Annotated in this window: 7 protein-coding genes; 1 reads left to right on the forward strand and 6 read right to left on the reverse strand. The window is 61.1% G+C overall.

From position 1 onward, the window contains the following. The 6 genes from KGZ89_02960 to KGZ89_02985 form a co-directional block, all read right to left on the reverse strand. On the reverse strand, positions 1–569 hold a 569-nt coding region (locus KGZ89_02960), incomplete at its 3' end, for an alpha/beta fold hydrolase (protein MBS3973810.1). Between the two features lie 14 nt (positions 570–583). Continuing rightward, on the reverse strand, positions 584–907 hold the full coding sequence (locus KGZ89_02965) for a hypothetical protein (protein ID MBS3973811.1): 324 nt from the start codon (positions 905–907) through the stop codon (positions 584–586). Further along, on the reverse strand, positions 904–1,191 hold the full coding sequence (locus tag KGZ89_02970) for a type II toxin-antitoxin system Phd/YefM family antitoxin (protein MBS3973812.1): 288 nt from the start codon (positions 1,189–1,191) through the stop codon (positions 904–906). Before KGZ89_02970 ends, KGZ89_02965 begins: the two co-directional genes overlap by 4 nt. Before the next feature lie 73 nt (positions 1,192–1,264). Then, complete coding sequence (gene heR / locus KGZ89_02975; GenBank protein ID MBS3973813.1) at positions 1,265–2,026, reverse strand: heliorhodopsin HeR; 762 nt, start codon at positions 2,024–2,026, stop codon at positions 1,265–1,267. Between the two features lie 61 nt (positions 2,027–2,087). Further along, entirely contained in the window at positions 2,088–2,471 is a 384-nt protein-coding gene (locus KGZ89_02980; protein ID MBS3973814.1) for a RidA family protein, read from the reverse strand. 37 nt (positions 2,472–2,508) lie between these two features. After that, a complete protein-coding gene (locus KGZ89_02985) occupies positions 2,509–3,381 on the reverse strand; it encodes a DUF1295 domain-containing protein (protein MBS3973815.1) in 873 nt (290 codons plus the stop codon). A 241-nt stretch (positions 3,382–3,622) separates the two neighbouring features. On the opposite strand from KGZ89_02985, the gene KGZ89_02990 reads away from it, so the two are divergent. Then, positions 3,623–4,828, forward strand: a complete 1,206-nt coding sequence (locus tag KGZ89_02990; GenBank protein MBS3973816.1) for a sensor histidine kinase — start codon at positions 3,623–3,625, stop codon at positions 4,826–4,828. Positions 4,829–4,974 lie beyond the last annotated feature (146 nt).

A 4,974-nucleotide genomic window follows, 5' to 3' on the forward strand; every position in this document is an offset into this window, starting at 1 on the left:
CCTCGAGCCGATCTACCTGCACTGACTACTGTGACTGGCACCGGCGGGAAGGTGCCAGCGCGCGCGATCATTCCCACGGTCTCCTTGACGCACGCCGCCTCGCCGAACTGGTCTCGCCCAAGTACTGCGTCGACCACGCGCTGAGTGAAGCGCTGAAGGCCTGTACCGTGCTCGTCGATCAACGTGGAGTCTTCGGGTGCCGCGGAATCCAAGAAGACAACCGCAGCAACCTCAGATGGATACGTACGAGCGAACAGGTTGACAAGCAATCCGCCAAGGGAGTGGCCTACGAGAATGTAGGGAGGGTGCAGATCCAGCTCCTTAAGCAGTGCGTGAAGCAAACCGACCACGACGTCTCCGGTCTGCGGTTCCGAGTGCTTGCTGCTTCGACCGATGCCGAGCCGGTTGTATGCTACGACGGTGCTGACCGCCTCGAGAGCCGCAAGCACCCGAACCCAGCCCTCCACAGGGCCTCCCGCACCGTTGACGAGAACGATGGCGGGCGCACCGCTGCCGGCGATGACATACTCGACTGCCGAACCCTTGACCATGGTGACGCGTTTGTCCATGAACCAACCGCCTACTACTCGTTGGAGTCTCTCCGCCGCGGTCTATCGCGGTATATGCGCGGGTTAGGTGTCTCCCGATGATCCCCGGAACGAAACCGCTCCACGGATCCTGCTGGCGACACCACCGATACATCGCAGCACGATTCTGGGGAGAAGTGCGCCAGATTCCCCGTGACCAGACAGTTAGCGCCGCAAGCCAAGGCCACCCCAAGGAAAGGTTCATCGTCGGGGTCCGGAAGGCGTGCGGCGAGCGGCTGTGGAGCGGCGGTCTCGCCGGGAGGACCGAATGGAGAGAGGAGCCCCGAGACGAGCTCGCTGGTGTCGAGCACTATCCTCAACGGGTACGGGCCTTGCGGACTGCGGCGATCTCCGCGTCGATCTCATCTTGGGACAGCGCATCTGTCCCGCGGGCAACCGAGCGTCGCTGCATCGCTGCGACCGCATCGACAGCGCGCGCCTGACGAAAAGCCGCGAGTGACTCTTCCAAGTTGGACTCGTTGACCGCTGCTAGTATGGCGACGGGTCGCCCGTTGCTGGTGACGACCATCTCGCGCTCATCCGATAGGTCGCGCCAGATGTCAGCGGACTTTCCGCGTAAATCCCGAACGCTGATAAACTTCATGATGTGCCTCCAATCGTGACACTATTGTGTACACGATAGTCACTCATGCCAAGAGGCTACGCTTCTGCCCCAGCTAGTTCGGGATGAGCACGTTCGCAAAGACGAGCCACGCAAGCAGTGACTTGGCGGTAAGGCTCAAAAAGATGTAGGTCGCCTCGCCGAAAAGGTAGTCCTTCCACTTTCCTACCGGCTTGTACTGGAGGATCTGGTTCACAGCGAAGCTGTTGAAGAACACGAACATCGACACGAAGATCCAGTACACGAAGGTCGGGGTGAGGTCGCTTGCACCCGGTCCCCACAGGTAGGTGGCGATCGCGATCCACGGGAAGATCCCGGCGATGCAACCGAAGATGAACGCGGTCCAGTCGGTGCTGCCGGGCTGCTCGTACTTCTCAACCAGCCAGCCAAAGAGAATCATTGAGGCGTTCACACCAAATATCGCCGTGAGTGCCGCGACATCGAGGATTCCAACGAGCGATGCGATGAGCACGACCATGATCGACGAGCTGAGCGCGTACTCCATCCAGCGGAAGTAGTTGCGATTCTGCTTCAGTCCTGCGACATACGCACCGTACGCGGGACCGGCGATCACGAAGTGAGCAAACGCCGAGAAGAACAAGAAGAGCGCAACACCCATGCCGAGGTCGAACTGGAAGTACTCCTGCGGCGGGCTGTAGACGCCGGGTCCGGGTCGTACGCTCAGCCACGACGCCGTCACCTGGATCGCATAAGGCTGAGCGAGAGCAACGATGGCGGCGCCCTGTCCGAGGTGGAACAAACCCATCACGGCGTTGTAGATCCTTAGACGCTTGAACCTCTTGTTCGCATCTGGCATTACCGCTCCTTCCTCATAGTCGGCTACTCGCTGTCTCGGCCGGCGTGACGCCGACCACGGGTCAGGGCCGCTTCGCGATCAGCTCGATCTCCACGCGTGCGCCGAGCGGCAGCCCCGCAACCGCGATTGTGCTGCGCGCCGGAAACGGCGGCATGAACCGCTCGCCGTAGGCCTCGTTCATCGCCGAGAAGTCGCCCATGTCGATAAGGAACACGTTGCACTTGACCACGTCTTGCATCGTGAGACCGGCGCTGGCCAACACCGCTTCCAGGTTGTCGAACACTCGCTGCGTCTGCAGCCCGACATCGCCTTCGACAAGCTTCCCGGTCGCAGGGTCGAGCGGCACCTGACCAGACAGGTACAGCAGGTCGCCTGCCCAAACACCCTGGGAATACGGACCGGCGGCCTCGGGGGCACCGTCGCTATGGATGGAGTGGCGGGTCACTTTGCCTCACTTTCGTCGAGAGTCCAGCGCATGCCAGTCATTTCCGCGGCGGCAGCGGCACAAGCACTGATGTCCGAGCCTTGTATGACTCGTAGTCGCCCTGGCCGCCCCAAGTCTCATCGGCGTGCTTCTCAAGCATCGGAACACCACTTACCTGCGTGAGGAGCAGCAGCACGAAGACTGGGGATATGAGCGTCACGAGCTGCCAGCCGGTGAGTGCAGGAAAAGCAATGATGGCTATGCCGAGCCAGAGCGTTATCTCGCCAAAGTAGTTGGGATGACGCGACCACGACCACAGCCCCGTGCTGATGAACCGTTGCTTGTTGGCAGGCTCAGCGCGAAAGCGGCGCTTCTGCGCATCGGCGATAACCTCCATACCAAAGCCGAGCAACCACACCGCGATGCCGATGACCGCGAAGACGTCGATCGGCGTGCTTTTTGCCGAGGTGATAGCGGCCCAAGCGGCAGAGGCCGTAAGCGTGACCCACAGTCCCTGGATCACCCACACGTTGAGAAATCCCACGAAAGACGGCTTCAGTTTGTCAAAGCGCCTGTCGTTACCGCTCTTGTGGACGCGGGTAAACAGGAACGTCCCAAGTCGTGCCGCCCACACTATGATCAGGCCTGCTAGTATCGCTGAGCGAGCGTCAAGCGGAAATGCAAGTGTCACTACAAGTACGGTCATTGAGATGTACGTAAGGCTGCCAGTGAGATCGTAGAAGCGCTCGGTCTGCTTGATGAACGCCGGAACGAATGCGACAACCTGGACGAAGAACGCGATCCCGACAAGAAGAGCGAACACCGGCACTGTGCCAATGGTGATGCCGCCCTGCGAGCCGACCCACGCTATTCCAGCGCCAAGAAGCAACACAGAGACGGTGATGATGAGCTTCGATGCTTCTGTCTTCATGCAGAAACCCCTTCCAGACCGCAGGTCGCTAAATGGGTTTCGCTCAATGTAACAATACTTCCGACTACACCGGAGATAGTATCGTGCGCGTTAGCAAATTTACAAGCCGGTACCGTGCCTGCCCCTGTGCCGAAACTGGTGAAGCCTGGCGTACGCAGTGGTCCACGTGCTCCCCCGGTAGCACGCGCACATACACCCTGAGTGGCTATCGGAACGCCCCGCGCCGCACTACAATGACTACATGCTTGCCTTACTTCGACAGCGCCTCGAGAACACGTCCCCACTCGCAGTAGACACCGCGCTGGCGGTGGGCCTTGCGATGCTGGTCATGCTGCAAGTCTGGACCGTTGACTCGTTACTCGCAGGCAAGCCTCCCATGCCTCCTGGTACCCCGCCGATAGGGGCGCAAGTCACGGACGCGTTCACGTACCTGCTCGTCGCGGGCTGTTTCCTCCCCCTCGCTCTACGGCGCACCAACCCGCTAATAGCGCTCGCACTCTCAACCGGTTTCGCCCTCGCTTATGCGTTGGAACCTCGCCCGCCCGCGTTCGCGCTACTCGGCCCTATGATCGCGCTCTATACCACGGCCTCGCTGGCCACACGTAGGCGCCCCCGGTGGATTGCGGCACTCGTACTGGCCGCGGTACTCGCCATCCCGCTGCTAGCCGCTTCGCAGGATATGCGCTGGCTACGCGAATCGGTTTCCGCTGTGGTGCTCATGTCCGCATCCGCGTTCCTGGGTGACAGCGTCCGTAGCCGACGAGAGTACATCGAAGCACTCAAGCAGCGAGCCATAGACGCCGAGCACACACGCGAAGAGGAAGCATCCCGACGCGTCAGCGAAGAGCGTATCCGGATAGCGCGTGAGCTGCATGACGTCCTCGCGCACAGTCTTTCGATTGTCACAGTGCAAGCCGCGGCGGCTGAGACGCTCGTGAGACGAGATCCCGAGAAAGCAAGCGAGTCTATCCGTCACATTCGCTTGACCGGCAAGCAGGCGCTCGCCGAAGTGCGTTCCGTGCTCGGCGTGATGCGCACTGACGAGGGTGGCGCGCGACTGGAGCCGACCCCGGGCATCACCGATGTTGAGCGTCTGGTCACCCCGATACGAGACGCCGGATACCAGGTCAACCTGATGTTGAACGGCGACCTCGAAGCCATACCCACATTCGCTTCAGTCTCGGCCTACCGCATCGTGCAAGAGGCGCTCACGAACGCGGTGCGCCACGCATCACCTCGGCACATCGAGGTTCACATAGACGCCTCTGATGCGCTCAGACTCCGCATCAGCGATGACGGCCAGAGCACCGCCGCTGTTCTTGACGGCCATGGGATCCGCGGCATGCGCGAGCGGATTGAGGCTCTTGGCGGCACGTTTGCGGCAGGTCCGTGCGATAATGGAGGATTCGAGGTCACTGCGACCATCCCGCTTGGAGGAACCTCATGACGATCAAGGTCCTTATCGCCGATGATCAGGCGCTTGTGCGCGCCGGCTTCCGAGTGCTCGTGGACGCGGCCGACGGCCTGGAGGTTGTAGGAGAAGCCGAGGATGGCGAGAGTAGTGCCGTCGCCATGACGGCACTACTCTCGCCC

This window comes from Actinomycetota bacterium, assembly GCA_018334075.1.
GTDB lineage: Bacteria > Actinomycetota > Coriobacteriia > Anaerosomatales > UBA912 > JAGXSC01.

Bases quoted from the DNA above. Each gene is read 5' to 3' on its own strand.
- KGZ89_02985 (MBS3973815.1), bottom strand. From the start codon at position 3,381: ATGAAGACAGAAGCATCGAAGCTCATCATCACCGTCTCTGTGTTGCTT.
- KGZ89_02970 (MBS3973812.1), bottom strand. From the start codon at position 1,191: ATGAAGTTTATCAGCGTTCGGGATTTACGCGGAAAGTCCGCTGACATC.
- KGZ89_02990 (MBS3973816.1), top strand. From the start codon at position 3,623: ATGCTTGCCTTACTTCGACAGCGCCTCGAGAACACGTCCCCACTCGCA.
- heR (MBS3973813.1), bottom strand. From the start codon at position 2,026: ATGCCAGATGCGAACAAGAGGTTCAAGCGTCTAAGGATCTACAACGCC.